This is a genomic window from Streptomyces cinereospinus (genome assembly GCF_042430725.1).
In the GTDB taxonomy this organism is placed as follows: domain Bacteria; phylum Actinomycetota; class Actinomycetes; order Streptomycetales; family Streptomycetaceae; genus Streptomyces; species Streptomyces cinereospinus.
The window spans coordinates 7522-33441 of sequence record NZ_JBHMCY010000032.1 but is presented as its reverse complement, the minus strand read 5'-3'; the positions used below and the strand labels follow the sequence as shown (position 1 = coordinate 33441).

General features: G+C 71.3%; 28 protein-coding genes, 1 tRNA gene and 2 pseudogenes. 16 read left to right on the top strand and 15 right to left on the bottom strand.

What is annotated here, in order from left to right; genetic code table 11:
* Positions 1 to 178: 178 nt before the first annotated feature.
* The 3 genes from ACFF45_RS18240 to ACFF45_RS18230 all read left to right on the top strand — a co-directional run bounded on the left by ACFF45_RS18240 (position 179) and on the right by ACFF45_RS18230 (position 4673).
* Positions 179 to 2461, top strand: coding sequence for a (Fe-S)-binding protein (locus ACFF45_RS18240; protein WP_381347214.1), 2283 nt, complete (start codon positions 179 to 181; stop codon positions 2459 to 2461).
* A gap of 335 nt (positions 2462 to 2796) precedes the next feature.
* The gene (locus ACFF45_RS18235; RefSeq protein WP_381347212.1) at positions 2797 to 4173 is read left to right on the top strand and encodes an FAD-binding oxidoreductase; all 1377 of its coding nucleotides are present in this window, start codon (positions 2797 to 2799) and stop codon (positions 4171 to 4173) included.
* Between the two features lie 134 nt (positions 4174 to 4307).
* Positions 4308 to 4673, top strand: a complete 366-nt coding sequence (locus ACFF45_RS18230) for a hypothetical protein (RefSeq protein ID WP_381347210.1) — start codon at positions 4308 to 4310, stop codon at positions 4671 to 4673.
* A 169-nt stretch (positions 4674 to 4842) separates the two neighbouring features.
* Here the strand turns inward: ACFF45_RS18230 and ACFF45_RS18225 are convergent, their stop codons facing one another.
* Positions 4843 to 5187 carry an antibiotic biosynthesis monooxygenase family protein gene (locus ACFF45_RS18225; protein ID WP_381347208.1) on the bottom strand — a complete coding sequence of 115 codons (345 nt, stop codon included), beginning with the start codon at positions 5185 to 5187 and terminating at the stop codon, positions 4843 to 4845.
* 451 nt (positions 5188 to 5638) lie between these two features.
* Between ACFF45_RS18225 and ACFF45_RS18220 the strand changes: the two genes are divergently transcribed.
* Positions 5639 to 6631 (top strand): Yip1 family protein, encoded by a 993-nt coding sequence (locus ACFF45_RS18220; protein WP_381347206.1) that lies wholly within the window; start codon positions 5639 to 5641, stop codon positions 6629 to 6631.
* A gap of 313 nt (positions 6632 to 6944) precedes the next feature.
* On the opposite strand, the pseudogene ACFF45_RS18215 reads toward ACFF45_RS18220, so the two are convergent.
* Positions 6945 to 7145, bottom strand: a pseudogene (locus ACFF45_RS18215) (GNAT family N-acetyltransferase); the annotation flags it as partial.
* 102 nt (positions 7146 to 7247) lie between these two features.
* Between ACFF45_RS18215 and ACFF45_RS18210 the strand changes: the two are divergent.
* The 5 genes from ACFF45_RS18210 to ACFF45_RS18190 all read left to right on the top strand — a co-directional run bounded on the left by ACFF45_RS18210 (position 7248) and on the right by ACFF45_RS18190 (position 11170).
* Positions 7248 to 8477, top strand: a complete 1230-nt coding sequence (locus tag ACFF45_RS18210) for a helix-turn-helix domain-containing protein (RefSeq protein ID WP_381347204.1) — start codon at positions 7248 to 7250, stop codon at positions 8475 to 8477.
* A gap of 56 nt (positions 8478 to 8533) precedes the next feature.
* Positions 8534 to 8971, top strand: a complete 438-nt coding sequence (locus ACFF45_RS18205; RefSeq protein ID WP_381347202.1) for a hypothetical protein — start codon at positions 8534 to 8536, stop codon at positions 8969 to 8971.
* A gap of 330 nt (positions 8972 to 9301) precedes the next feature.
* Complete coding sequence (locus ACFF45_RS18200; protein WP_381347200.1) at positions 9302 to 9763, top strand: glycine-rich domain-containing protein; 462 nt, start codon at positions 9302 to 9304, stop codon at positions 9761 to 9763.
* A gap of 88 nt (positions 9764 to 9851) precedes the next feature.
* Entirely contained in the window at positions 9852 to 10661 is an 810-nt protein-coding gene (locus tag ACFF45_RS18195; protein WP_381347198.1) for a hypothetical protein, read from the top strand.
* Between the two features lie 98 nt (positions 10662 to 10759).
* Complete coding sequence (locus tag ACFF45_RS18190) at positions 10760 to 11170, top strand: hypothetical protein (protein ID WP_381347196.1); 411 nt, start codon at positions 10760 to 10762, stop codon at positions 11168 to 11170.
* A 106-nt stretch (positions 11171 to 11276) separates the two neighbouring features.
* Here ACFF45_RS18190 and ACFF45_RS18185 read toward each other — a convergent pair whose 3' ends face one another.
* From ACFF45_RS18185 to ACFF45_RS18175, 3 genes are all read right to left on the bottom strand, one after another.
* Complete coding sequence (locus ACFF45_RS18185) at positions 11277 to 11774, bottom strand: phosphoribosyltransferase (protein ID WP_381347194.1); 498 nt, start codon at positions 11772 to 11774, stop codon at positions 11277 to 11279.
* Positions 11775 to 11817: 43 nt separating this feature from the next.
* Positions 11818 to 12393 (bottom strand): dCTP deaminase, encoded by a 576-nt coding sequence (gene dcd / locus ACFF45_RS18180; protein ID WP_067033216.1) that lies wholly within the window; start codon positions 12391 to 12393, stop codon positions 11818 to 11820.
* Between the two features lie 151 nt (positions 12394 to 12544).
* Positions 12545 to 12703 (bottom strand): hypothetical protein, encoded by a 159-nt coding sequence (locus tag ACFF45_RS18175; protein WP_381347192.1) that lies wholly within the window; start codon positions 12701 to 12703, stop codon positions 12545 to 12547.
* A gap of 273 nt (positions 12704 to 12976) precedes the next feature.
* Between ACFF45_RS18175 and ACFF45_RS18170 the strand changes: the two genes are divergently transcribed.
* Positions 12977 to 13050: transfer RNA gene (locus tag ACFF45_RS18170), tRNA-Gly, on the top strand.
* A gap of 15 nt (positions 13051 to 13065) precedes the next feature.
* Here the strand turns inward: ACFF45_RS18170 and ACFF45_RS18165 are convergent.
* Positions 13066 to 13299, bottom strand: a pseudogene (locus ACFF45_RS18165) (hypothetical protein); the annotation flags it as partial.
* Between the two features lie 6 nt (positions 13300 to 13305).
* Between ACFF45_RS18165 and ACFF45_RS18160 the strand changes: the two are divergent.
* Both ACFF45_RS18160 and ACFF45_RS18155 read left to right on the top strand, forming a co-directional pair.
* A complete protein-coding gene (locus tag ACFF45_RS18160) occupies positions 13306 to 13818 on the top strand; it encodes a GNAT family N-acetyltransferase (protein ID WP_381347188.1) in 513 nt (170 codons plus the stop codon).
* 85 nt (positions 13819 to 13903) lie between these two features.
* Positions 13904 to 14203 carry a hypothetical protein gene (locus ACFF45_RS18155; protein WP_381347187.1) on the top strand — a complete coding sequence of 100 codons (300 nt, stop codon included), beginning with the start codon at positions 13904 to 13906 and terminating at the stop codon, positions 14201 to 14203.
* Here ACFF45_RS18155 and ACFF45_RS18150 read toward each other — a convergent pair.
* The 5 genes from ACFF45_RS18150 to ACFF45_RS18130 form a co-directional block, all read right to left on the bottom strand.
* Positions 14184 to 14606, bottom strand: coding sequence for a hypothetical protein (locus tag ACFF45_RS18150; RefSeq protein ID WP_381347185.1), 423 nt, complete (start codon positions 14604 to 14606; stop codon positions 14184 to 14186). The genes ACFF45_RS18155 and ACFF45_RS18150 overlap by 20 nt on opposite strands.
* Positions 14607 to 14620: 14 nt before the next feature.
* Positions 14621 to 15379 carry a hypothetical protein gene (locus tag ACFF45_RS18145; RefSeq protein WP_381347183.1) on the bottom strand — a complete coding sequence of 253 codons (759 nt, stop codon included), beginning with the start codon at positions 15377 to 15379 and terminating at the stop codon, positions 14621 to 14623.
* Between the two features lie 342 nt (positions 15380 to 15721).
* The gene (locus tag ACFF45_RS18140; RefSeq protein WP_381347181.1) at positions 15722 to 15982 is read right to left on the bottom strand and encodes a zinc ribbon domain-containing protein; all 261 of its coding nucleotides are present in this window, start codon (positions 15980 to 15982) and stop codon (positions 15722 to 15724) included.
* Positions 15983 to 16295: 313 nt separating this feature from the next.
* Complete coding sequence (locus ACFF45_RS18135; RefSeq protein ID WP_381347179.1) at positions 16296 to 16670, bottom strand: GvpU-like protein; 375 nt, start codon at positions 16668 to 16670, stop codon at positions 16296 to 16298.
* Positions 16671 to 16951: 281 nt separating this feature from the next.
* Complete coding sequence (locus tag ACFF45_RS18130; RefSeq protein ID WP_381347177.1) at positions 16952 to 17797, bottom strand: RNA polymerase sigma factor SigF; 846 nt, start codon at positions 17795 to 17797, stop codon at positions 16952 to 16954.
* A gap of 284 nt (positions 17798 to 18081) precedes the next feature.
* Between ACFF45_RS18130 and ACFF45_RS18125 the strand changes: the two genes are divergently transcribed.
* The 3 genes from ACFF45_RS18125 (at position 18082) to ACFF45_RS18115 (ending at position 20759) form a co-directional block, all read left to right on the top strand.
* Complete coding sequence (locus tag ACFF45_RS18125; RefSeq protein WP_381347175.1) at positions 18082 to 18420, top strand: MerR family transcriptional regulator; 339 nt, start codon at positions 18082 to 18084, stop codon at positions 18418 to 18420.
* Positions 18421 to 18672: 252 nt separating this feature from the next.
* On the top strand, positions 18673 to 18876 hold the full coding sequence (locus ACFF45_RS18120) for a cold-shock protein (RefSeq protein WP_007383480.1): 204 nt from the start codon (positions 18673 to 18675) through the stop codon (positions 18874 to 18876).
* 269 nt (positions 18877 to 19145) lie between these two features.
* Positions 19146 to 20759, top strand: coding sequence for a DEAD/DEAH box helicase (locus ACFF45_RS18115; RefSeq protein WP_381347173.1), 1614 nt, complete (start codon positions 19146 to 19148; stop codon positions 20757 to 20759).
* A 312-nt stretch (positions 20760 to 21071) separates the two neighbouring features.
* On the opposite strand, the gene ACFF45_RS18110 is transcribed toward ACFF45_RS18115, so the two are convergent.
* The gene (locus tag ACFF45_RS18110) at positions 21072 to 22364 is read right to left on the bottom strand and encodes a hypothetical protein (RefSeq protein WP_381347171.1); all 1293 of its coding nucleotides are present in this window, start codon (positions 22362 to 22364) and stop codon (positions 21072 to 21074) included.
* 165 nt (positions 22365 to 22529) lie between these two features.
* Here ACFF45_RS18110 and ACFF45_RS18105 point away from each other — a divergent pair, with 165 nt between their 5' ends.
* Entirely contained in the window at positions 22530 to 23495 is a 966-nt protein-coding gene (locus tag ACFF45_RS18105; protein ID WP_381347170.1) for a DUF72 domain-containing protein, read from the top strand.
* Position 23496: 1 nt separating this feature from the next.
* On the opposite strand, the gene ACFF45_RS18100 is transcribed toward ACFF45_RS18105, so the two are convergent.
* The 3 genes from ACFF45_RS18100 to ACFF45_RS18090 all read right to left on the bottom strand — a co-directional run.
* Complete coding sequence (locus ACFF45_RS18100) at positions 23497 to 24147, bottom strand: lytic polysaccharide monooxygenase auxiliary activity family 9 protein (RefSeq protein WP_465269412.1); 651 nt, start codon at positions 24145 to 24147, stop codon at positions 23497 to 23499.
* 306 nt (positions 24148 to 24453) lie between these two features.
* Positions 24454 to 24750, bottom strand: coding sequence for a hypothetical protein (locus ACFF45_RS18095; protein ID WP_381347166.1), 297 nt, complete (start codon positions 24748 to 24750; stop codon positions 24454 to 24456).
* Between the two features lie 86 nt (positions 24751 to 24836).
* Positions 24837 to 25920, bottom strand: a 1084-nt coding sequence (locus ACFF45_RS18090; protein WP_381347164.1) for an NADase-type glycan-binding domain-containing protein, incomplete at its 5' end; no start/stop codon positions are given.

Genomic DNA, 25920 nt, shown 5'->3' with positions numbered 1-25920 from the left:
ATTAAGTGCCAATCTAACTATTTGGTACGACTAGCACGTTCAACGCCTTTGAGGTGACCCTCAGCGACTCAGATCACCCCACACCTGGCTACAGTGCGGCACGGGATGCGGGTAGTCTCGAACGAACTGGGTAAGTTACCGCTTAGTAATCTCCCTCGCAGGCCCGAGGAGCCTCCCCATGCAACTCGCCGCGATCATCGTGTCGCTGGTCCTGACCGTGGTCGGTGTCGCGCTGCTCGCACGCGCCGTCGGCCAGTTCGTCAGGCACTTCAGGCTCGGTCAGCCCGTGCCCGCCGGCAGCCGGACCGACAACCCCTACCAGCGCAGTGTGACGCTGGTCAGGGAGTTCCTCGGCCATACGCGGATGAACCGCTGGGGCATCGTGGGCGTCGCCCACTGGTTCGTGGCCATCGGCTTCCTGACCCTGCCGCCGACCATCATCACGGCCTACGGCCAGCTCTTCCAGGCCGACTGGACGCTCCCGGTCATCGGCGGCTTCCTGCCGTACGAGCTCTACATCGAGTTCATCGCGGCCATGACCACCCTCGGCATCGCCGTCCTGATGGTGATCCGGCTGCTGAGCCTGCCCTCCCGGGCCGGCCGCAAGTCGCGGTTCACCGGCTCCAAGATGGGCCAGGCGTACTTCGTCGAGTACGTCATCCTCGTCATCGGCCTGGCGATCTACGTGCTGCGCGGCCTGGAGGGCGCGCTCCACCACGTGGACCACTACGAGGCCGCGTACTTCGCCTCGTACCCGCTGGTGCTGGCCTTCAAGGGCCTGAGCGTGGGCGTGCTGCAGAACCTCGTGTACTTCTTCGCCATGATCAAGCTGGGCGCGACCATGATCTGGATGATCACGGTCTCGCTCAACACGAACATGGGCGTGGCCTGGCACCGCTTCCTGGCCTTCCCGAACATCTGGTTCAAGCGCAACGCCACCGGTGAGACGGCCCTCGGCGGGCTCCAGCCGATGACGTCCGGCGGCAAGCCGATCGACTTCGCCGACCCCGGCGAGGACGACGTCTTCGGCGTCTCCCAGGTCGAGCACTTCTCCTGGAAGGGCCTGCTGGACTTCTCCACCTGCACCGAGTGCGGCCGCTGCCAGTCGCAGTGCCCGGCCTGGAACACCGGCAAGCCGCTCTCCCCCAAGCTGCTCATCATGTCGCTGCGCGACCACGCGCACGCCAAGGCGCCCTACCTGCTGGCCGGCGGCGGCCGGACGACGGAGGGCGAGGAGAAGGCGAGCGAGGAGCAGCTGGCCGGCGTGCCCGCCGCCGCCCTCGCCGAGGCCGAGCGTCCGCTGATCGGTACCGCCGAGGAGAACGGCGTCATCGACCCGGACGTGCTGTGGTCCTGCACCACCTGCGGTGCCTGCGTCGAGCAGTGCCCCGTCGACATCGAGCACGTCGACCACATCGTCGACATGCGCCGCTACCAGGTCATGATCGAGTCGGCGTTCCCGTCCGAGGCGGGCACGATGCTCAAGAACCTGGAGAAGAAGGGCAACCCCTGGGGCCTGGCGAAGAAGCAGCGCCTGGAGTGGCTCAAGGAGGTCGACTTCGAGATCCCGGTCGTCGGCAAGGACATCGAGGACCTCACCGAGGTCGAGTACCTGTACTGGGTCGGCTGCGCCGGCGCCCTGGAGGACCGGGCGAAGAAGACCACCAAGGCCTTCGCCGAGCTGCTGCACATCGCGGGCGTGAAGTTCGCGATCATGGGCGGCGACGAGAAGTGCACCGGTGACTCCGCCCGCCGCCTGGGCAACGAGCCGCTGTTCCAGGAACTCGGCATGGAGAACGTCATGTCCCTCAACGCCGCCTTCGGCGAGGAGATGGACGACGACGGCAAGGTCACCGAGGAGTCGCGCAAGCCGAAGTCGGCGAAGAAGATCGTCGCCACCTGCCCGCACTGCCTCAACACCCTCGGCAACGAGTACCCGCAGCTCGGCGGCGACTACGAGGTCATCCACCACACCCAGCTGCTCCAGCACCTGGTGGACGAGGGCAGGCTGACCCCGGTCACCCCGGTCGAGGGCATCATCACGTACCACGACCCCTGCTACCTGGGCCGCCACAACAAGATCTACACGCCCCCGCGCGAGATCATCGCCAGCGTCCCCGGCGTCCGCAACGAGGAGATGCACCGCCACAAGGAGCGCGGCTTCTGCTGCGGCGCCGGTGGTGCGCGGATGTGGATGGAGGAGCGGATCGGCAAGCGCATCAACAACGAGCGCGTCGACGAGGCCCTGTCCCTCAACCCGGACATCGTCTCCACCGCCTGCCCGTTCTGCCTGGTCATGCTCACCGACTCGGTCAACGGCCGGAAGAACGAGGGGACGGCCAAGGAGTCCGTCCAGGTCGTCGACGTCGCCCAGCTGCTGCTGGACTCCGTCCGGACGCCGGTGACCCCCGAGGGTCCGGCCGACGCGGCGTCCGAGCCGGCGCCCGAGCCGGTGAAGTGACCGGCCCCGTGACCGGCCCCTGACGAGGTGTCCGGCGCCCCCTGTCCTTGGCGGACGGGGGGCGCCGGCGTTTTCGCTCCGCGGCATGCAGATCGTTTTGCGGGGCGCGTGAGGCGGCGGGACGCTGGTGGTGTCAGCGGGAACGAGTGAGCCTTCCGCGCCGGAACGGCCCGGCTCGCGGGAAGCGGACCCACCTTCTCTTCGGTTCTCCGGCTTCTCCGGCTTCTCCGGTGTCTCCGGTGTCTTCCATCTCTCCGGTCCGCCTCACCCGGTTCCTCTGGTTCCTCTGATTCCTCCGGTCCCTCTGATTCCTCTGGTTCTTCCGGGAGACGCGCATGGACACCTCGACACTGGACGCGATGAGGACCGCCCTGCGCGGGCCGGTCACGGGCCCCCAGGATCCCGACTACGACCGGTCCCGCAGGATCTACAACGCGATGATCGACAGACGCCCCGCCGCCATCGCCCGCTGCGCCGACGCCGGGGACGTCATGACCGCCGTCGCCTTCGTCCGCGAGCGGGGACTGGACCTGGCCGTCCGCGGCGGCGGGCACAGCGGCCCCGGACTCTGCCTGGTGGACGGCGGGGTCACCGTCGACCTGTCACCGATGCGGTGGGTGCGCGTCGACCCGGCCGCCCGGACCGCCCAGGTGGGCGGTGGCAGCCTGCTCGGCGACCTCGACCACGCCACCCACGCCTTCGGCCTCGCGACCCCCTCGGGCATCGTGTCGATGACGGGCGTCGGGGGCCTGACGCTGGGCGGCGGCCACGGCTACCTCACCCGCAAGTACGGCCTGACCGTGGACAACCTGCTCGCGGCGGACGTCGTCCTGGCCGACGGCAGCTTCGTCACCGCCGACGAGAACCAGCACCCGGACCTGTTCTGGGCCCTGCGCGGCGGCGGCGGCAACTTCGGGGTGGTGACCTCGTTCACCTACCGCCTGCACCCGGTGGGCACGGTCGGGTTCGGGATCACCGTGTGGCCGGTCGACCGCACCCGTGAGGTGCTCACGTGGTACCGCGACTTCCTCCCGCAGGCCCCGGAGGACGTGTACGGCTTCTTCACCCTGTTCACCGTCCCGCCGGGCCCGCCGTTCCCCGAGGAGATCCACGGGCGGAAGGTGTGCGGCGTCGTGTGGTGCCACACCGGCGACCCCGGCCGCCTGGACGAGGCGTTCGCGCCGGTCCGCGAACCCGCCCCGCCCGCCTTCCACTTCGCGGCACCGGTGCCGTACCCCGCGCTGCAGAGCAGCTTCGACGAGCTGATCCCCACCGGGTACCAGTGGTACTGGCGCGGCGACTTCTTCGACAGCATCCCGGACGCGGCCGTCGACGTGCACCTCGCCCACGGGCAGAACCTGCCGAGTCCGCTGTCGCTGATGCATCTGTACCCGGTGGACGCCGCGGCCCACCGGGTCGGCCCCGACGACACCGCCTGGGGCTACCGGGACGCCGTCTGGTCCGGCGTCTTCGCCGGCGTCGACCCCGACCCCGCGCACGCCGAGACCATCCGGCGGTGGTGCGTCGACTACTGGGAGGAGTCGCACCCGTACTCCATGGGCGGCTCCTACGTGAACTTCCTCGGCGAGGACGAGGTCCCCGGGCGCGTGCGGGCCACGTACCGCGGCCACTACGACCGTCTCGCCCGCGTCAAGCGGACGTACGACCCGGACAACGTCTTCCACGCCACCCAGAACATCCGGCCGGCCTGACGGCCGGGACGCCCGTCCCGGGTACGGGCCGCCGGGTACTCAGGCCGTATCTGAGTACCCGCGCGCAGGCCGACCGCACCCCGGGCCGGGACGCTGGGGCCGTGTAACGACGACTGACGAAATCCGTGCACCCCGTGCTCACCGTCCTCGCGCCGGCCGTGCTCGCGGTGGCGCTGTGGGCCGCCTGGCTGGGCTGGGACCAGCAGCGGGACGTGCGGGCCGACGGCACGACGACCGGTCCCTACGAGGCCTGGCAGGTCGCCGGGCTGGCCCTGACCCTGCTGGCGCCGGTGTGCTGGGCAGCCGCTCGGCCCCGCCTCGCGGGCGGCGTCTGGGGCGTCCCGGCCGGCCTGACCGCCGCCGCCTGGTACGACTGGTCGGACGACGCCAGCGGCCTGTTCGCCCTCGGCGTCGCGATGGTCCTGGTCGGGAGCCTCGCCGCGACCGCCGCCGTCTCCGCCCTGATCGGCTTCGCGCGACGGGGCCGGGCCCTGCGGTGAACGCCGGATGGAGCGCTGGGCGCGGGGCCGACGCCGGGCGCGGTTGAGGGTGCGGGTGCGGCGTCGGGCGCGGCGCGGGCGCGACGCCAGGCACGGCGCGGGCGCGACGCCAGGCACGGCGCGGGCGCGACGCCAGGCACGGGGTCCCGCACCCGCGCGCCGCCCGGTGCTACGCGCCCTTCGGCGCCGCCTGCTGGACCACCTCGAAGGACCACAGGGCCGAGCCGGAGGCGGCGGGCCTGGGGCGCTCCCCGCCTTCCCCGCGTTCCCCGCCTTCCCCGGTGCCCTGGTGGGCGGCCTTCATCGGGCCCTCCATCCAGGCCTGGAAGGACTCCTCGTCCCGCCACCGGGTGTAGACCAGGTAGTTGTCGGTGCCGTCCACCGGGCGCAGGAGCTCGAACCATTCGAAGCCGTCCGAACTCTCGACGGCGTGGGCGCGGGAGGCGAACCGCTTCTCCAGGACCTCCCGCTGCTCGGCGGGCACGGTCAGCACATTGATCTTCACTACGCTCATGGCTCCATCCTGCCCTGTGCGCCCGGCGGACGGCGTGCCGGACGGCCGTTCCCGATTTCCGCCGGCGTCCCCGGCGCCGCGGAGTCCGAGTGCACCGGCGCCCAGGCGTACCGCCAGGACACCGCGGGCGTGCCCGGCGGCAACGAGCAAGGCGATTCCTTCGGGCACCACCGCGTCCGCCTGGCCGACCTCCATCGGAACGACAGGGCCGAGCTGGTCGTCGGCACCGCGCACGAGAACGAGGCCGGCGCGGCGTCGTCCTGCCCGGCACCTCCACCGGCCTCACCACCAGCGGCGTCTTCACCGCCGCCACCGTCGGCCTCAAGGGCAACGCGGCGTTCGGCCGGGTCGTCGCCCCATGAGGCGATCCCAACGGCCCCCGCACGGCCCGCGAGCCCTTGAGGGATCGCGGACGGCATCCGTAAGGGATCGCGGACGGGGCCCGTAAGGGATGTCACAGCTCGGCAGCAAAGCCGGGCCCGGAACCCCGGGCCCGGCCCACCGCCCGCCCAGACCAGGTACGTTCGATGACGTGGCTGGATTCAGGATCGGACGCGGCGGCCGCAACGACCGCGCCCCGCACACGCGACCGCAACACCCCCCGCACGGACAGCAGGCGCCGCAGGGACCGTCGTACGGCTATCCCCCGGCCCCGCAGCCGCGCCCGTACCCGGGTCAGCAGAGCTACGGGGACACCCCCTGGCCGCAGACGAACGGCGGTCACGGCGGTCCGGGCGGCGGCGAGCCGGAGTACTTCGGCGACGGCGGCGCCTACCAGCAGGGCGGACCGGACCCGTACGCCGCGAACAACCCCGGCCACACCCAGGCCTTCGCGATCGGCGAGGACCCCTACAGCCAGGGCGGCACCTACCGCGCCGGCGCGGCCCCGGCCGCCCCGGCCGGCCCGCGCCTGCGCTGGAAGGAACTGCTGCGCGGCATCGTCCTGGCCCCCAACCAGACCTTCCTGCGGATGCGCGACTACACGGTGTGGGGCCCCGCCCTCGTCGTGACCTTCCTCTACGGCCTGCTCGCGGTCTTCGGCTTCGACGACACCCGCGAGGAAGCGATCAACGCCACCCTCTCCAACGCCGTCCCGATCGTGCTGATGACGGCCGTCGCGATGGTGCTCAGCTCGTTCGTCCTGGGCGTGGTCACCCACACCCTGGCCCGGCAGCTGGGCGGCGACGGGGCGTGGCAGCCGACGGTCGGCCTCTCCATGCTGATCATGTCCATCACGGACGCGCCCCGTCTGGTCGTCGCGACGTTCCTGGGCGGCGACGCCCCCTTCGTGCAGATCCTGGGCTGGGCCACCTGGGTCGCCGGCGGCGCGCTGCTGACGCTGATGGTGTCCAGGTCCCACGACCTGCCGTGGCCGAAGGCGCTGGGCGCGTCGGCGATCCAGCTGGTCGCCCTGCTGTCGATAGTGAAGCTGGGCACGGTGTAGTCCGCGCTCCCCGAGAGCGCGCGCACCCCAGACCGGGCAGGCCACCGGCCAAAGCCGCTCCAGCCGGACGCGATGTAACGTGCACCACCCATCAGCTCACCAGGACAACGAGGCCGGCCGAACCGCACGCCGCACGCTCCTTTCCAACTCGACAAGTCGGGGACGGGGTTGGGATCAGCCGGACTCTGGGCACGACGACCACCCCGGTACCATCGGCACCGGGGTCCTGATCAGGGCTTCCGCGACCGGACCACCCCGGATGCTGTCCAGGCCAAGGGGTGGTCCGGTCTTTCGTTGTCGTAGGTCAGGCCCACTACGCCCGTGTGGTGTGGCTGAACCCGAGAGAGGTCAGCCCTTCCGACTGACACAGCCTGTCCGAGGGGCCCCCGACCTCTGTCTGTAGGAGCTGGTACGCGGCGCCATGGGACTGCCCCCAGTGCATCGCGGCCCGCCACAGAACACGCCCGAGGCCCTGCCCTCGGGCCTCGGGCAAGACGGCGAAGTACTGGCCACATGACCTATCGGGGGCGTTCTGTTGTTCTGCCGCCACGGAGGACGCCAACCGCGCCTCATGGGTACCGTTCCTGAGAGAGCCCGAACGGATGGAGCCCCACGCATGCTGGAAGAAGCCGAGGAGATCGGCCGCCGTGTTCGCCGCGCGCGCCTGCGCCTGGGCATGCCACAGGCGGACCTCGCCGCCGCCCTGGGGAAGTCTCAGGCGTGGGTGTCCAAGATGGAACGCGGACAAATCGAGATCGACCGCGTCGGCCTGCTCAACGCCATCGCGGCTGAGCTTCACGTTCATCCCAACGACCTGATCGGGCGCCCATACACCAGCAGCCCGGCTGACAATCAGTGGCAGGTCGCCGCCGCGTCCATCTTGCGTGAACTACGCCGCTACGACCTCACGCCGGTGTTCGAGGGCACCCCCCGGCCGTCGAGCGAACTATGGCGCGACATGACCAGGCTGCACCGTCTACGAGACGCCGCCGCCAACGTGGCCATCCTGCGTGTGCTGCCGGACCTGCTACGCGAGGCGCGGGCGCTCGCCGAGGTCTCCAGCGGCCACGAACGCGAAGAGGCGTACGCCATCTACGCCGTCGCCTGCAAGTTCGCCCACACGGCCGCCCACGCCCTCGGACACGCCGAACTGATCACCATGGCCGCCGAGCGTGCGGCCTGGTCCGCCCGCCTGTCCGGTGACCCCGTCATGCCCGCACTCGCCGACTGGATGCGCGTATGGGACATGTGGGCGACCGCCGACTGGGACGACGCCCTGTCACTGTCCGACAAGGCCCTCGGCAGCATCCAGGACGACTATGACCTCGGCGATCCCCTCGCCGTTCGGATGTGGGGATCATTGCACCTCCGCGCCGCCGTGTCGGCCGCACGTGCGGGCCGGCCGTCGGAGTCAGAGGACCGCATCGCGCATGCCCGCGCCGCCGCAGAACGCATCACGAACCACCAGGGCCCACCGGTCTACGACCGCCATTCAGTGACGTTCTCACCGGGCAACGTGCAGATTCACGCGATCAGCGTGGCGCTCGAATCCGGCGACCAGACCCGAGCGCTGGCGATAAACCGTCGTACGGGCCCCGAACTGATCGCCGCCCTGCCCAACTCCCGGCAGGGACACCACCACATGGACCTCGCCCGAGCCTGGCTGTGGGACGGAAACCGCGACAGGGCTCTCGCCGAACTGGAGACCGCCGAGCGCATCGCCCCACAGCTGGTGCGGAACCACCCCATGGCCCGTTCGACGCTGCGGAGCATCGTCTACGCCGAGCGCTCCGCGACGCGTGAGAAGCTGCGTCGCATGTCAGACCGGTTCCACCTCGACGGATGAGGGTTGTATTCCTCTGATTCATATTGGGCCCCTGGCGCGCTCTTAGCGTCAGGGGCATGACTCGACGAGGAACCCCCCATCTCCTTTCGCAGGGCGGCGAGTCAGGGACCGCCGCACCGTTCTACCCCCGACTTGGCGACCTCGCTCAGGACACCGCCAAGGGCGAGATCGGTGTCGTCGTGGCTCTGCCCGGCGACGGCAGACGGACCTACGGCCTGGTGCCGCCTGGAGGCGGCGACGAGTGGTCCGCCCCCTACGACGGAACAACCCTGCGCCCCGTCCCCGCTCAGGTCACACACATCACGCCGCAGAAGCGAGACGTGATGTACGACCAGCGCGCCGAGCAAGGTGGCTTACCTATCACCGTCCACTACGAGGACGGCGGGACCAGCGAATCCCTGCTCCTGCTCGACCCCGCGCAGCTGGAGCTGTACGCCTATCAGGTTGGGCGCATTCTCGAACTGCGCGACTCGGCACGCGGCGGCAAGCTGTGAGCGCCCGCCACGCGTCCGCCCGCTTACGGCGTCTCTCCGATCCTGTCGGGTTCTTCCTCAGCGTCCTCTGGGCCATCGGCACGGCTACCGGTTTCACCTGTCTCGGGATGCTCGTAGGCACCGGCTTCGACAGCCCGCGAGCCGACGGTCCGGCGCTGAGCATCCCCGACGCCGCCCCGGAAGCGGCATAAGGCCCCCCGCCCGCCCGGATGCTTCCTGCTCCCCCTGGGCGGGCGGGGACTCCACCGCGGCCGAGGCCGCCAACCGGGGCCTGCCGCGGTGCGCACCACCACGTCCGAAGCACCACCCCAACACAAGGAGGCACGGAACGTGACCACCGCACAGAAGCGCACCACGACCGACGCGCGGACGCTGATCAGCACGGAACTGCGCGAGACCCTGGTCGACAACATGCGCGCCAAGTTCCCGCAGCTGACCGAGGAGAAGGCCGACCGCGGCGTCGGGCAGATGCTCGCCTTCCTCGCCGCGTGCGACTACAGCGACAAGCCGCTCAGCCCGTCGCCCCTCGCGGACGACTTCTGGCACGCCTTCCTGCTCCACACCAAGGCTTACCGGGAGTTCTGCGAAGAGAGGTTCGGCCGATTCCTGGACCACCAGCCCGGCTTCCTCGACCCGGAGGAGCACGGGGGCGGCAAGGCCCTCCGGGCCCGGACGGTCGACGCGATCACGCTCGCCGGGTACGAGATCGACATGGAGTTCTGGCCCGAGCTGGACCTCGCCGAGTGCTCGCAGTGCCACGCGAACTGCTCGGACAGCCCGTTCCATCCCTGACGGTGCCTCCGCCGGCCTCCCGTCTGTGCCACGCTGTGGCCAGGCCGGGGGCCGGCCTCCTTTGACCGACCAACGCAGGAGACCGCGGGTGGATCGCATCGAGTGGCAGGACCTACCAGCAGAAACCCGGGCCGCCGTCGAGCGCCACACCGGCATGGTCGACGACGCCACGACCGCGCCGGACGGCGTCATGTCCCGACTCGCCTGCACCGTCGACGCCCGAACCGGCCGGACGTTCGTCAAGGGCACCCGCGAGGATGACGTACAGGCGTGGGTGTACCGCCACGAGGCCAAGGTCACGCAGTACGCACCCCGAGCGCCGCGCGTGCTGTGGGAGGTCAATGCCGGCGGGTGGCGACTTCACGGATACGAATACGTCGAGGGCCGATACCCCGACTTGAGTCCAGGGTCCGACGATCTCGCCGCCCTCGTACGCACGCTCATCGCTGTATCCCAAACGCCATGGCCCGAGGCCCTGAACAAAAAGCCGCTTCACACACGATGGGCCGAGTTCCTACCCGAGGACGTACCGAGCGGGTTGCAAGGCCGAGCACTCGCCCACACAGACATGTCCCCCCACAACATGCTCATGAAGGACGCCGACGAACTGCTTCTACTGGACTGGGCCCTTGCCTGCCCCGCCCCCTCATGGGCAGACACCGCGCTGACGATCCCCCGGCTCATCTCCGCCGGGCACACACCGGAGCAGGCCGAGACCATCGCCCGGCAGATTCCTGCGTACCTCGCGGCCAACCCAGCCGCCGTCACCATCTTCGCGCGCACGGTCTATTCCGCGTGGGAAGACTGGGAGCGGACGCGCCCATTGCCGCATCGCGCCGCCCTCACCGCTGCCGCCCGAGAGTGGGCCAAGCATCGCGAGGGCGTGCCGCTTCCGTAGCGAGGCCGCAGTAAGGCCACGATCACCGTCAGCCCGAGACCCGGCGTTCAGACTCGCATCGCGCGCTCGCTGTCAGTGCTTCGCTCTAGCCTCCCGCCATGGTCTGGACGGCGGAGCTGAGCTTCGAGTACGAGCCGCGAGACGCGTTTTGCGCCTGGTGCGATGAATGGGTCACCCGACTCGTCAAAGGCCAGATGCGTGTGAAGTGCTACCTCATGCGGCAGGGAATGAAGAAGTACGGGCTCTGCCCGCAGAGAGGGTCGTGTGGCCGCTGTGTGCGGGGGATCCTCTGTCAGCGCTGCGACTTCAATGAGCTGCCACGCTATGAGCGCAATCCTCGCCGGCGTGTGGGCCTGCGGAACCCCCTGATTGATGCCTACCTCAGCGACCCCCCAGCCAGATCTCAAGAGGCCAAGATCATCAGGGGTCGTGACGACACTTACCTGCCGACATCATGGTCTTTCATCCATGACGAGCACGCGGTCGAGAAGCTGACACAGAACAAGTGATCGGCAATGCGTTGTCCCGGCTCAACGCGCTGCGCTTCCCGGAGCGGGCGAAGGCACGGGACCGCGCCGGCCAGCAGGGCAACCGAGCCGATGAGCGCTCGGGCCCTCAGGCGTCGAAGACCTGCCCAGCACGCTTCACGACGGGCGGTTGAACCGACCACGGGAAGTTCACCCAATCGTCGGTGCGCTTCCACACGTACTCGCACTTGACGAGGCTCTGCGACTTCTCATAGATCACCGCGGACCGCACCTCGGCCACGTGGTCAAGGCAGAAGTCGTGCACGAGCTTCAGGGTCTTGCCAGTGTCGGCGACATCATCAGCGATCAGCACCCTTTTATCGGTGAAATCGATCACATTCGGTACAGGTGCCAACATCACAGGCATTTCAAGCGTCTGACCGACGCCTGTGTAAAATTCAACATTCACCAGGTGGATGTTCTTGCAGTCCAGGGCGTAGGCGAGCCCGCCGGCCACGAACACGCCACCGCGGGCGATGCTGAGCACGACATCGGGCTCGTACCCGTCGTCCGCGACGGCCTGCGCGAGTTCACGGACGGCGACGCCGAACTGCTCGTAGGTGAGGTTTTCTCGTAGGTCACTCATGCCACTGATGTCACATCGGTCGGGCGGTGCGGACCTCGGCGGGTCAGACCTGGGTCCGATGGAAGTTGAGGAAGGACCGGGAAGCGGTGGGCCCGCGCTGTCCCTGGTACCGCGATCCGTACCGCTCACTGCCGTACGGGGACTCGGCGGGCGAGCTGAGCCGGAACATGCACAGCTGGCCGATCTTCATGCCGGGCCAGAGCTTGATGGGGAGCGTCGCGAGGTTGGACAGCTCCAGGGTCACATGTCCGGAGAACCCCGGGTCGATGAACCCGGCGGTGGAGTGGGTGACGAGCCCGAGCCGCCCGAGCGAGCTCTTGCCCTCCAGCCGCGAGGCGAGATCGTCGGGCAGGGTGATGACCTCGTACGTCGAGGCGAGCACGAACTCCCCGGGGTGCAGGATGAACGGCTCGTCGCCCTCCGGCTCGACCAGCCGCGTCAGGTCGGCCTGCTCGACGGAGGGGTCGATGTGCGGGTACCGGTGGTTCTCGAACACCCGGAAGTACCGGTCCAGCCGCACGTCGATGCTCGACGGCTGCACCATGGATTCGTCGTAGGGATCGATCCGTACCCGCCCGGCGTCGATCTCGGCCCGGATGTCCTTGTCTGAGAGAAGCACGCCCCGAGGATACGCAAGGCGCGCGGAGCCCCCACAATCGCGACGGCTCCACGCGCCCACGGCGAGACCTGTCTCTCTCTTCCGTCTCCTGCTGCCCCTGCCGCTCCTACTGCCTCAACCGCTTGTCCCGCTCCTGCTCACTGCTCACCGCTCACTGCTTCTGCAGGCTCACCGGAACCACGCTGCGCAACCGCGCGCAGCGCGGGCAGCGCAGGAGCCGGCCGGGGCCGAGGCGCTCGGCCTGCTGCATCGGGAACGAAGCGGTGGTGAACACGTGCCCATCGGCACAACGGACGACGGTGCGCTCCATCAAGTCCTGAAGTCCCTTCCCCAAAGAGAGCCGCGTCTGGCTGATGCCCTGACGAGGAAGGCCACATTACGGGATGAATGGGACGCCCCTCCAGGCGGCGCTCCGACCCCGCCCAGCCCCTCTCCCGCACCTCCACCGTACGCCCCAACTCCGTTCCCCCGCAGCCGTATCCCATGCCTGGAACGACCGCGGGCCCCGCGGCGGGAGCACCGGGGGCCTGCGATGGGGTACAGTAAGCGGGCGTTCCGACACCGGTCTCGGTCGGCGTCTTACGCGGGTGTAGTTTAATGGTAGAACATCAGCTTCCCAAGCTGAGAGCGCGAGTTCGATTCTCGTCACCCGCTCCACGACGAACCCCCAGGTCATCGACCCGGGGGTTGTTTGTTGCCCAGACCGGTGGGCGGGGCGCGCACCACATCCGCACCGCAAGGACGCGGCTGGCCGACCGCGGGTTTCTCGTGGTGGGGCGCGGGGTCACCCTTGTGGTGCTTCACACGCTCCGCGCGGACCATGTCGTCCAGCCCCGCCGCCACATCGCGCCGCCGCTCGTCGTCGGAGTGCTGGTAGATCAGCGCGGCCTTCTCGGAGGACTGGCCCTTCACATGAAGCGATGCATCACACCCGGTGGCGGGCCCGTCACGATCCGGCGGGCCGTCACCCGGGACGCCAAGGCGCTCACCCGGCTCGTGCGGGGCTCGCGCGCGTACGAAGGGCAGTACGCGGCGATGGTCGCGGGGTACCGGGTGGGTCCCGACTACCTCGCCGCCCACCCCGTCTTCGTGGCCGCCGACTCCGGCGACGAGCAGGGCGGCGTCCTCGGCTTCTACTCCCTGCTCCTCGCTCCCGCCGAGCTCGACCTGCTGTTCGTCGCCGACCGTGTGCAAGGGCGGGGCGTCGGCCGACTGCTCGTCGCGCACATGCTGGCCGAGGCGCGCGCCGCGGGCCTGACCCACGTCCGTGTGGTCTCGCACCCTCCGGCCGAGGGCTTCTACCGCAGCGTCGGGGCGGTGCCGAGCGGCACGGCACCGGCACGGCCGCCCGCCGTGCCGTGGGACCGTCCGGAACTGACGTTCTTCCTCACCATGGACGCGCAAGTTCGGAAGACCGTCCCCTGACCCGCGTGCGCCCCCGACCGCGTCAAGTGGCCCGAGCAGGTTCGTATCTCAGTTCGCCGCCCCGTGAAGGTGCAAGCTGTCAGGTGTGCTTCCGGCAGTCCGCCGACCGCGCATCGGGCCGGGTCAGCCGAGCGCCTCATCGACCGCCCGCAGGTGCCGCCCGACCGGGCCGAACGACACCAGCCCGCTGCCCGCCCTCGCCGTCCCCCTTCACCGCGACGAGTTCACTGCCGCCCTGGCGCAGTGGCGGCTCGGCGGCGACCTCCCGGAAGTACTGCGCGCCCGGGTCATGTCAGCCGCGATGGCACTCCAGCAGGGGCAGCCGGGCCTGGCCGTCCACCGGCTCAAGCGCTCCGGGCCCTCGTTCAGCCGCGGGTCCGCGTGACGCGCCGATGCGCTGACGGTGGTCGCCTGCTCCCGCCTGCCCAGAAGAACACCGAGACGAAGACGACGGCCAGGACTGCCGGCAGGACGAACCACAGGGTTCCCATGACCGCGAAGAAGGCCGTTGCCGTCCCGGCCCCGATGGCGGCCGCAGTGAGACCTCCTCGTTCCCCGGGCAGCCCCTCGTACATGTCGGCGATTCGTCGACGCACCTCGTTCTCCGCCAAGAGTTCGACGTCGCCGCGCGCTGAGACGAACTCATGGGGCGAATGCAGACTCTGCTGGACGGCCACGAAGTCGACGTCCCACACATAGCCGCCTTCATCCGGTTCCGGCGTACGCCGCGGCCCGCGGCTGAAGAGAGCCGCCAGTCGACTGTTCCACGCCCTTCGGGCTGCGGACACGTTGGACCTCCTTGTCAGTCGGCTCCGAGAGCAGCCGCGAGCAGGTCGGCGTACAGCAGGAGTTCACGTATGTCCCGAGGAGTGAAGCCCGACGCCGGCGCAGAGGGCGGCATCCTTCCATCCATGGCCAGAATCCCGATCACAGTCCTGTTCACTTTCACTTGGACTACGGCGACCCGCTCGTCGGGGACAGCAGGCGTCGTCCTGTTGAAGGGCGAGGCGGTGTTGCCCCGCACGAGGACCATTCCGTCCTTCGCGATCAACTCAAGTGTGGGGTAAGCAGGCTCGCCACTGCCGACTTCGGGGATGGCCGAAGCAGGCCATTGGGACACCAGCTTGAAGACGCGAGTAGTGGAGTCCCAGGAGTAGAAAAGTCCCCGGACCCCTTCACCGATCTCAGAGACCCCCACCGCGACCGACTGGTCCAGCCGCCCCCGCCGCACGTCCCTCTCCCCCGAGGCAAGCGTACGGTCTGCGATGACAGCGGCCTGAGCGGCATTCGGGGCGAGGTTGGCGATCAGATTCTCGTAATTCCTTTCTGCCTGAGTCGCTAACTGCTTCATTCTGTCGCGGTATGCGGACAGCCTGACCCGCTCACTGTTACCGACGTACACGGCAATGGCGGAAGACGTGACACCGGCCACGATCCAATTCCGCTGATTCTTGCCCTCTTTCCCCCCGAAAATACTGGAGGTGAAAGCCAGCGCGGTGAAGAAAACGGCAGCCGTGCCGAGAGTAAGGTTGATCAGGCGATCTTTTGTGTCCGGCGACATGCTCCCCCTGGTGGCCCGTGCGTCGCGTACCGCTCAGCCTTCGCTGCTCCTCGTCCCCGAGCCTTCCATCCCACGCCGGGCAGAACAAGCCGATCGGCGCAGCACGCGCTCCGGTCCGGCCGAGGCGGGCGTCACGTCCTGCTTCGTGCGGCGGCATGCGAGGCACAGACGAGGTGCACCACGGACGCACCAGGCAGGGCGGGAACAGCGGGGCTGACGGTGGGAGGTGCCGAGCAGGACGAGCCCACGGCCCGTCCGTTCGCCCAGGTCGGCGCGTCAGCAGGCTGGAGGGTGCCGCAGCCTCCCGGGCCGATGGTGCGGCGCCCCGGGGCCGGGCGGGCCTCAGTAGAGCAAGACTCTCCAGCGTTCGACCCACAGCAGTCGCCCGTTGTCCGTTTCGCGCACCTGCACTCGATCGTCGTCCACCTGCCAGACGGTGCCGTAGAGCGTCCGGTCGTCGAGGTCCGCTCTGACGGTGTCGTACGCCTCCAGGTCGTCCTCGACCGGACGGGACCACTGGTGCCCGCACCGCGCGCAGGCGTAGCCGACGGCCTCGCCCTCCGCGGCAGACAGGAGGCTGCCCGGACGGACCTGCTCGAACAAGCAACGGGGACAAGGGTCGGCGGTGTGTGCTCCTACTGACCGGGACATCGCCCGATCTTGCGACACGGCAGCGGAGTACAGCAACCGCCGGCGTCCGCCAGCGGCGGTCACGGCCCTTCCGGCAGGCCGGTACGACACGAGCCCGGCGGACCGCTTCAGGTGCGTCCTGGCCGCAGCCGGCGGGAGGCTGCCAGGCATGCGGGGAGCCACGTCGCCTCGGGGCGGGCGACGGCACTGGCAGCCGTACCCGTGGGTGTGCTCGGCGCGCTCATGAGGCGGTCGCCGCCTCATGAGCGCGGTGTGGGGTGGTGGCTCAGCGGTCGGAGTAGCTGAGGTCGCCGACGGTCCAGGCGCTGACGTCCTTGATCGCGACTCGGTACATGCCTCCCGTCTCGGGGATGCCGAGGCTGCCCTGGAGGATGCGAGCCAGGTGGAAGTGCAGGTGCGTGGGCGCCTCGCCGTGGCCGGTCCGGTCCTGGCGCGGGCCGCGGGCGAAGACGTCGGAGAACGGGCCGAGGCGGTCCGAGTCCTTCAGGACCTCCGCGACCCGTTCCCGCCACACGGCCTCGGGAGCCAGCCGGCCGGTGATGACGGCGCCGCCGACAACCACGGTCAGCGACATCTGATTGCTGCGCTCGGACTCCACCGCGGCGCAGACGGCGACGAGCAGCTCATCAGGGTTCGACATGGGAGCAGATTTTATGCGGCTGCCTGTCCCGGGGCCGCCCCGCGGGGTGCCTTCATGTCTTTCGCCAAGCGAGCTGCGGGGTTCTGGGTTCGGAGAAGGCTGTGCCGCGGAGCTCGGCGAACAGGACGCCGATGCCGTGTCGGGCGAGGCGGAGGAGGGCCTGGGTGTGAGCTTCGGGCTCGGCGCCGGCTGCCTCTCCGGCCGCCCGGGGTCGGACCTCACCGCCGGACCGGGGGCGGCCGGTCCGCGACCGACCGTGCGCCCGGCGGCCCCGCCGCGGCTCAGGAGGTGGTGAGCAGGCCCTCGCGCAGCCGCGTGAGGGTCCGCGACAGCAGCCGGGAGACGTGCATCTGGGACACGCCCAGGCGCTCGCCTATCTGGGCCTGCGTGAGCTCCTCCACGAACCGCATGTGGATGATCCGCCGGTCGCGCTCGTCGAGCTCGGCGATCAGCGGGGCCAGGGCGTGGAAGTCCTCCACCAGCTCCAGCGCCTGGTCCTGCACCCCGATGAAGTCCTGAAGGGCGGCCTCGCCGTCCTCGCTGCCGTTGATCGTGGCGTCCAGCGACGCGGAGTTGTAGCCGTTGGCGGCCAGCCGGGCCTCCCGCACCTCGTCCTCGGGCAGGCTCATCAGCTCCGACAGCTCCTTGACCGTGGGGGTGCGGCCGAGCCGGCTGCGCAGTTCCTCCGTGGCGCGCGCGAGCTGGACCCGGGCCTCCTGGAGCCGGCGCGGCACGTGCACGGCCCAGGTGGTGTCCCGGAAGAAGCGCTTGATCTCGCCGACGATGTAGGGGATGGCGAACGAGGTGAACTCCGCCTCCCGGGACAGGTCGAACCGGTCGATGGCCTTGATCAGGCCGATCATGCCGACCTGGACGATGTCCTCCATCTCCTCCGGGCCGCGGCTGCGGAACCGGCCGGCCGCGAAGCGGACCAGGGACATGTTCATCTCGATCAGCGTGTTGCGCGCGTACTGGTACTCGTGCGTGCCCTCCTCCAGCGTCGCCAGCTGGTCGAAGAAGAGCCGCGACAGCGCCCGGGCGTCCTTGGGCACCACCCGGGAGGGCTCGGCGACCTCCGGCAGCCCGACCGTCTGCGTGTCCGCGTCCACCGTGTGCGCGAGCGCCATGATCTTCCCCTCCCGAGTCCGAGCCAACCGCCGTCGTCCTTCCGCAACGACCGGCAAGGCAGCGGCTACCCCGTCGTTCCGCTCCCACGCCTGTGCGGGGCCGAGCGTGCGGGCGGCGGGGGGAAATCTGCCACGGCGGGGCCACATCTTCGGGCCCGCCGGAGTTAGGGTTGTGACACCACGCCGACGGTGCCGGACTCTTCCCGGAGCCCGGGACGCCACCGTCGCCGGTCCCTGGCCGTCTCCGCACGAACAACTGGCCGTGTCTGCACAACGAAGGTGTCATGCCCGCTGAGATCACTCCCGTCGCCGGCGGCCTGGACGACGACGACTACCCCGCCTACACCATGGGGCGGGCCGCCGACGTTCTCGGCACCACCCCCGCCTTCCTGCGCGCCGTCGGCGAGGCCGGGCTGATCACGCCCCTGCGTTCGGACGGCGGCCACCGCCGCTACTCGCGCCGCCAGCTGCGCGTCGCCGCCCGGGCCCGTGAGCTGGTCGACCAGGGCACCCCCATCGAGGCCGCCTGCCGCATCATCTCGCTGGAGGACCAGCTCGCCGACGCCCTGCGCGTGAACCGGGAAATGCACCGGAGGCTGGGCGAGCAGGGGGCGGATATCTAGTCCCGCCGGTGCAGAATTACAGACTCCGGCGGTACGGGAATCACGGTGGGCGGAACCATGATTACCGCGGCCGCCCGATAACGCCTGGCCGGTGCCATCGGCCTGTGTTAGCGTGATAGCAGTTGCAGTTTTGGTTGCCAGAGAAATTATTTTCTTTGCAGAGCTTTCCGGATCTTTCCGGAGGGGTGATCATCGCGGCGACTCGACTCCGTGCGGTACGGAGTCCGGCACTGCCCCCTAAGGGAGATTCACATGGCATCTGGCACCGTGAAGTGGTTCAACGCGGAAAAGGGCTTCGGCTTCATCGAGCAGGACGGCGGCGGCGCCGACGTGTTCGCGCACTACTCGAACATCGCCACCTCCGGCTTCCGCGAGCTTCAGGAAGGCCAGAAGGTTACCTTCGACGTCACCCAGGGCCAGAAGGGCCCGCAGGCCGAGAACATCGTTCCCGCCTGACTCTGACGCAGTATCACGTGGCTGGGGCCCGCACTCTAGGGGTGCGGGCCTCGGCTCGTTTGCGTTCACCCGCGTTCACCCGCGTTCGCCCGCGTCCACCCGCGTGGCCCCGGGTTCGCCCAGGCTCACCCACGTTCATCCGTCTCACTCCCGCTCCGTATTTCCCCGGCTTTCACCCAGTTCTTCCGGCTCATTCTTGTGAATGACCGTGCAGCCTCCCGTTGCTGAGCGGAATTCCTCGATACGCCGCATCGAGGAAGGTTCCCCCCATGAGCCGCGCCCGGCGCACCGGCGGCCGCCCCCGTACCCGGGAGACGGGCCGGCAGGAGTTCGCCCTGCCGGTCACCCTGACCGAGCCGCTGCCCGCGGCCGAGACGTTCGCCGAGCTGGACCTGCCCGCCCGGCTGCTGGCCGCGCTCGGCGCCGAGGGCGTGCAGGTGCCCTTCCCGATCCAGGCGGCCACCCTGCCGAACACGCTGGCCGGCCGGGACGTCCTGGGCCGGGGCCGCACCGGCTCGGGCAAGACGCTCGCCTTCGGACTGCCGCTGCTGAGCCGGCTGGACGGGCAGCGGGCCCAGCCCCGGCAGCCGCTGGCCCTGGTCCTCGTCCCCACCCGGGAGCTGGCCCAGCAGGTCACCGACGCGCTCGCCCCGTACGCCCGCGCCCTGCGGCTGCGGATCGCCACCGTGGTGGGCGGGCTGTCGATCAACCGCCAGGCCGGTGTCCTGCGCGGCGGCGCCGAGGTCGTCGTCGCGACCCCCGGCCGCCTCAGGGACCTCGTCCAACGGGGCGACTGCCGGCTCGACCAGGTCGCCGTCACCGTCCTGGACGAGGCCGACCAGATGGCCGACATGGGGTTCGTGCCGCAGGTGACCGCACTGCTCGACCAGGTCCCCGCCTCCGGCCAGCGGCTGCTGTTCTCGGCCACCCTGGACCGCAACATCGACCTGCTGGTACGGCGTTATCTGCACGATCCCGTGGTGCACTCGGTCGACCCGTCCGCGGGGGCCGTCACCACGATGGAGCACCACCTGCTGCACGTGCACGAGGCGGACAAGCACGCCGCCGCGACCGAGATCGCCGCCCGCGACGGCCGCGTGATCATGTTCCTGGACACCAAGCACGCGGTGGACCGGATGGCCAGGCACCTGCTGTCCGTGGGCGTACGGGCCTCGGCCCTGCACGGCGGCAAGTCCCAGCCGCAGCGCAACCGGACGCTCGCCCAGTTCAAGGACGGCCACGTCACGGTCCTGGTGGCCACCAACGTCGCCGCCCGCGGCATCCACGTCGCGGGCCTCGACCTGGTGGTGAACGTCGACCCGCCCGGCGACCACAAGGACTACCTGCACCGCGGCGGCCGTACCGCCCGCGCCGGCGAGTCCGGCACCGTCGTCACCCTGGTCCTGCCGCACCAGCGGCGCGCGATGGACCGTCTGATGGCCGACGCCGACATCACCGCGCACACCGTCCGGGTCCGCCCCGGCGAGCCCGAACTGCGCCGCATCACCGGCGCCCGGACCCCCTCCGGCGTGCCCGTCACCGTCACCGCCCCGGCCGAACCGCGCCCCGAGACCGCCGGACGGCGCAGCCAGGGCGGGGCGTCCGCCGGGCGGCGCGGCGAGAACAAGGGGTCCGCCGCACGGCGGCGCGAGGGCGACGGGTCCACCGGACGACGGCGGGACGGCGGTGACGCGAGCGGCGGACGGCGGCGGGACGGCGACGCGAGCGGCGGACGTCGGCCCGAGGGCACCGGATCCGTCGGGCGGCAGCGCGACGGCGACGGGTCCGCCGGCCGGGGGCGCAGGGGACGGGCGGGCGGCCGCGGGGGAAGCGGACGGCCCGCTGCCCGGGTCCGGCGGCCCGCCACGGAGAACACCCCGTAGCCGGGGACACGCAAGGCCCCCGGTGGCCGAGACCCTTCGGGCAGGCGCACCGGGCGGAGACGCCCCCGCGACGGCACGGCGGCACGTGACGCCCCCGCGACGGCACGGCGGCAGGTGATGCCCGCCGCGCGGGTTGGACCGCCGGAGACGTGGCACCCGGCCCGCGAGCGGGCCGGCCACGCGAGCCGTGCCCCGGCGGGGCGAGCGGTTCGGCACGGAGCGGCCCGCCGCGCGTGGGCCGGTACGGCCCGCCTCACCCGGTTGCCGCCGCCAGGCTGCCCGGCGGCAACCGGTGGGTGACCGCCCCGCGGGTCAGGGACCGGCGACGGACTTGATCGTGTACGGGAAGCTCTCCTGCTGCCAGACCACCGTGAAGCGGTAGCTGGGGCTCGCGCCGACCTGGGGGACCCGGCCGTCCGAGGTGAGCGTCCGGACGGTGCCGAACGCGCCGGCGCGGCTGATCAGGCGGGCGGTGGTCTTCGTGTAGCTGTACGGCGGCGTCGACTTGGGGACGACGGTGTGGTGCACGAGCATGCCGTCGCCGTCGTCGTCCAGCGCCAGGTCGGGGCGGTCGCCCGGGCCGAGCGCGGCGACGGCGCCGCGGGTGCCGCCCGCGGTGAGCCGGCGGCCGAGCAGTTCCAGCCTGCCGTTGCCGTGACGGGTCCACACGATCATCGAGTTGCCGGCGAGGTCGGTCGCGAGGGCGTGGTGGAAGCCCGCGTTGTCCGTGGCGGCCGAGATCCGCAGCGGGGCGGCCAGGGTGCCGGTGCGGCTCCACCGCGAGGCCCAGACCTGCGGGACGGTGCCGCCGCCGGAACGGTAGGTGAGCACGGCGTCGCCGTCCCGGTCGACGCCGGCGCGGACCATGCCGAAGCCGCCGTAGGACGCGATGGACGACGTCAGCACCTTCGTCGGGGAGACGGACGTGGTGGTGATCCGCCGGGCCACGACGTCCGAGGCGCGCGCCCAGGCGACGACGAACTGGCCGCCGCGGTCGACGCCGATGGCCGGCTTCTCGGCCGAGCCCGAGCCGAGGGTGACGGCCGCGCCGACCGTTCCGTCGATCTGGATGCGGCGGGCGACCGCGTACCAGCTGCCGTCGCGGACCTCGGTCCAGGCCGCCATCGCGTTGCCGCCCGGTGTCACGGCGACCACCGGGGTGGACGCGGGCGCCGACGTGGAGAGCTTCTGGAGCGGTCCGACGAGGCTGCCGGAGGACGACACCCGCCGGCCCACGACCTCGCTGTCCTGCTCCCAGACCACCGCCGAGTCGCCGGTGTCGTCGGAGTCGGTCTCCGGCCAGGCCACCGCGGCGCCGTCCGGCGACAGCGTGCGGATCGGTCCCGTGGTGCCGTCGGCGAACTTCACCCGGGTCTGGACCCGCTGGTAGGAGTACGTCGTCGACAGGTCGCCGGCCGTCCAGGCCAGCAGCGCGTCGCCCTGGCGGTCGACCGAGACCTGCGGTGAGTCGGCGCCGGTCCAGCCGGAGGCCGACACGTTCCACGCCGTCGTCCAGGCGGCCTCGGCGTGCACGGCCATCGTCGCGGTGACCCCGATCCCGGCCGCCGCGGCGGCCGACACCCCGGTGAGTACGCGACGTCTCACCGTACGCCGGTGACGTGCTGTACGGGCGGTCATGCCCATCCCCTTGTCGTAGCTGTCGTGGTCGGGACAGCTGCCGCACAGGTGCCCCGGAGTGTCCAGCGCAACGGCCCGCGCAAACATCACAGGGCCGGTCTGCCGCGGGGCGGGGCGGGTAACCGGTGGCCCATGGGTGACATCCTCGTGGGCACGTGCTCGTGGACCGACCGGGCGCTGGTCGGCAGCGGCTGGTACCCGGTGGGGCGGCGGGACGCCGAGGGCCGGTTACGGCACTACGCCGAGCGGTTCGCGGTCGTGGAGGTCGACGCCTCGTACTACGCCCTGCCCGGCGAGCGGAACAGCCGTCTGTGGGTGGCGCGCACGCCGGACGGGTTCGTCTTCGACGTCAAGGCGTTCTCCCTGCTCACCGGGCATCCCACGCGTGCTGCGGTGATGCCGGGCGGGCTGCCCGCCGACCACCGCGACCCGGGGGTGCTGGACGAGGTGTGGGCCCGGTTCACGGCGGGGATCGCGCCGTTGCGCGAGGCCGGGCGGCTGGGCAGCGTGCTGTTCCAGTTCCCGCCGTGGTTCCGGCCCGGGGCGCGGGCCGAGGCGTTCCTGGCGGAGTCCGCCCGGCGGACGGCGGGCTGGCCGGTCGCCGTCGAGTTCCGGCATCCCGGGTGGTGGCACCGGGAGCGGGCCGGGGCCACGGCGGCGCTGCTCGCGCGGTACGGCATGGCCGCCGTCGCCGTCGACATGAACCAGCGGCTGCCGTCCTCCGTGCCGCCGGTCACCCCCGTCACCTCGCCGCGGCTGTCCGTGGTGCGGTTCCACGGACGCAGCGCCGACTGGGGCACCGGCAGCAAGGAGGACCGGTTCCGGTACGCCTACGACGACGGCGAACTCGCCGAGTGGCTGCCCCGGCTGCGCGCCCTCGCCAGGCGGGTCGACCGGCTCCACGTGCTGTTCAACAACTGCTGCGCGGACGCCGCCGTACGGGCCGCGGAGGCCATGCAGCGGCTGCTCGGGCAGCCCGCCGGCGGCCGGCGTGCGGTGCCCCCGCCGCGGTCCGGTGACGGCCGGGCCGCGGCGGGGGCGGGGCGGGACGGCCGGGACCGGGGCGTGCCGGTCCCGGGCGCGTCCGAGGAGCCGTAGCTCAGCGGAAGTTCACGTCGCTGCACAGGAAGTACGTCTGGTCCATGTGGGACGCCTGCCAGACCGTGTAGACGACGTGCCGGCCGGTCATGCCGGACGTGTTCACGTTGATGGCGTAGTTCTGGCCGGGCGCGTACCGGCCGGTGCGGGCGACCAGCTGGAGGTCGCTCCACCGCAGCGGCCGGGTGGTGGGGTCGTACCCCTGGCGGGAGACGTAGACCAGGAAGTAGTCCGCGCCGTGGCTGGCCTGGTCGTACAGCCTGACGGTGAAGTTGCTGCCGACGTCCGTGGTCCTCCAGGCCCCGACGGTGTCCAGGGAGTTGTAGCGGCCGCCCTCGGTGCGGCCGCCGCTGCACAGCTGGCCGTCGGGGACGACCGCCTGGAAGTTGCCCCTGGAGCCGTTGCGGTACAGGCCGTTCCAGTTCCACATGGCGTTCGGGTCGGCCTGCCACGCCTGCCAGCACATGGGGTCCTGCTGGGCCATGGCCGGGTTCTGGAAGTCGCTGCCCCAGCGCAGCCAGCAGCCGTAGTTGCGGGACGCCGGGTCGACGACCGAGCCGTGCGCCACGGCGGTGCCGCCGCCGGGGATCAGGCTGAGCAGCAGCGCGGCGAGCAGGCTCAGCAGGAGGGCCGGGCGGAACTCCCGACGTATGACATGATCATGACAAACAAGCGGGGACGAGGAGGGTGTACGGCGCAGCACAGTGACCTTCTTCCGCGGGTGGGGACGTGGGGTGCGGGAGCGCGGGGCGCGGGTGCCCCGATGCTTTGGGAGCGCTCCCATAGCGCTCAGGCTGCGCCCGGGCGGAGGGCGCCGGCAACGCCGGTTCACGCCACTTTCGCGTGGGGCGGCCCGCGCTGCTCGCCGCGGGGGCCGCGCCGGACGCACCGGCGAACGGGCCGGTCGGCCGGGACCGGCCCGGGACGCCGCGGTGGCCGGTTCCGGGCGTCCGCCCGGTCAGCCCTGGAGCAGGATGGTCAGCACGAGGCGATTGCCGCCCTCGCTGTCGCGGGTGAAGCGGCTTTCCCGGCCCCACTCCTCGTGGAAGCTCTGCGCGTCGCGCTGCGGGCCGTACATCTGGAAGTACCACTGGGGGTCCCCGCCGCTGAGGGTCCGGCAGCGTCGCAGGGCGGCCACGGGCGCGGGCGCGGGCCGCCCGCCGGGAAGCCGGGCGCCGGCCGGCGGCTCATGGGCCGGGGCCGGACCGCGCGCCGGTGTGCCCCGGCTGTCGCGCTCTTCTCTCCTCGTCCGCATGCAGCAGCCTCCATGTCGCCGCCCGGCCGGGCGCAGTGCCGGTACGAGTCAGCACGCCGCCCGGCCGGGCGCAGTGCCGGTACGAGTCAGCTCCGCTGGAAGAACTCCACCTCCGCCAGGGCCAGATGGCGGCCCGGGGACAGGCCGGCGGGTGCCCGCAGGACCAGGCGGACCGTCGTCACGTCGCTGATGCCGAGCGGGATCGTCTGCGGGCCCGGCCGGTCGCCGAGGGTGAGCTCCCGGCGCTGCCGCGTGCCGTCCTCCGCCGTCACCTCCAGGTCCAGCTGGAGCGCGCGGGCCTGACGGGGGTACTCCTGGGGTCCGGCGGACGGGCCGTTGGTGACGATCAGGTCGAACAGCCGGAACGGCCTGCGGAAGGTGTACGTCACCGAGGCGCCCGGCGCCGGAGCGCCCCAGTAGCGGTTGTTCAGCCCGTCCAGGGTGTTCCCCACCGGGTGCCCGGGGACCTCGGCGCTCGCCTCGACACCGACCGGGGTCACCGGCTTGGGCTTGCCCAGCTTGTCCCGGGTGTCCTCCAGCAGGGCGCGTCCGGCCGGGAGCAGCAGGAAACCGGCCGCGCACAGGGCCAGCACCACGGCCAGGATCACGAGGAACCGCCAGGCCCGGCCCGAACTCGCCCGCACCCGGCGGCGGAACGGCCACACCGTCCGCCACCACGGCAGCGGGTCGGGGCTCGCGGTGGGGTTCAGCACGGCCGCGCAGCGCCGGCAGAACCGGCGGCCCGGCTGGTTGGGCGTGCCGCAGGCGGGGCAGGGCACCCCCGCCCCGTCGTCCGGCACCGCCACGGGGCGGACGACGGGGCGCGGCGCCACCGGCTTCGCCGGCCGCACGGCCACCGGGTCCGGCTCCCGCGGCTCGGGGGCGGGGGCGCCCGGGAGCCGGGGTCCCGGCGCGTCCCGGATGTCGTTCGGCGTCCGGGGGGTGACGGGATCTCGCGGTGCCGCTGGGGCGGGCGCGGGGGGCGCCGACGAGGGGGAGGCGGCGGGTGCGGTGGCCGAGGGGGGCTCGGGGGGTGTGTCGTCGGGGGAGGTGAGGGAGGGGGGCTCGGCGGGGGTGGGCTCGGCGCGTATGTCGTCGGGGGCGGGGTGGGGCGAGCTGGGCCGCGGGGGTACGTCGTCGGACCCGGCTCCGGGCGACGCGGGCGCCGGA